The sequence below is a fragment of the Streptomyces flavofungini genome, from assembly GCF_041028215.1.
GTDB classification, from domain to species: domain Bacteria; phylum Actinomycetota; class Actinomycetes; order Streptomycetales; family Streptomycetaceae; genus Streptomyces; species Streptomyces flavofungini_B.
Genome location: NZ_JASKYR010001477.1, coordinates 1 through 758, shown reverse-complemented (window position 1 = coordinate 758; position 758 = coordinate 1). Strand labels below are relative to the sequence as shown.

Below are 758 nucleotides of genomic sequence, written 5' to 3'. Positions count from 1 at the left end.
GGCCCGTACGCACGTACGAGCCCACGCATCACGACAGACAGGTAGGTCATGGCCGCTAACAACCGCCGCAKGTCCGGCAAGAAGGGCGCGCAGGTCGGCAGCGGCGGCAATCGGCGCCGCGGCCTCGAGGGCAAGGGCCCGACACCGCCCGCCGAGGCGCGCAAGGGGCACGTGAAGAACCGCATCGCCACCGCCAAGGCCAAGAAGGCCGCGGGCCGCCGCACCGCCACGCCCAAGGGCCGTGGCGGCAAGGGCACCTCCGAGATGGTCGTCGGCCGCAACCCGGTCTTCGAGGCGCTGCGCGACGGCGTGCCCGCCTCCACGCTCTACGTCCAGCAGTTCATCGACAACGACGAGCGGGTGCGCGAGGCGCTCCAGCTCGCGGCCGAGCGCGGCGGCATCCACCTGATGGAGGCGCCGCGCCCCGAGCTCGACCGCATGACGAACGGCCTGAACCACCAGGGCCTCGTCCTCCAGGTCCCGCCGTACGAGTACGCGCACCCCGAGGACCTCGTCGCCGCCGCGTTCGACGTGGGCGAGGACCCGCTGATCGTCGCGCTCGACGGGGTCACGGACCCGCGCAACCTCGGCGCCGTCGTCCGCTCCGTCGCCGCCTTCGGCGGGCACGGCGTCGTCGTGCCCGAGCGGCGGGCCGCCGGTATGACGGCGGGCGCCTGGAAGACGTCGGCGGGCGCGGCGGCGCGTACGCCGGTCGCGCGCGCCACCAACCTGACGCGCGCCCTTGAGCAGTACAAGAA

Annotated in this window: 1 protein-coding gene; it reads left to right on the top strand. The window is 74.0% G+C overall.

Translation table 11 applies throughout. The features are described 5' to 3' along the window. Positions 1–48: 48 nt before the first annotated feature. Positions 49–758, top strand: a 710-nt coding sequence (locus tag AB8Z36_RS41750; RefSeq protein WP_369218528.1) for a TrmH family RNA methyltransferase, incomplete at its 3' end; no start/stop codon positions are given.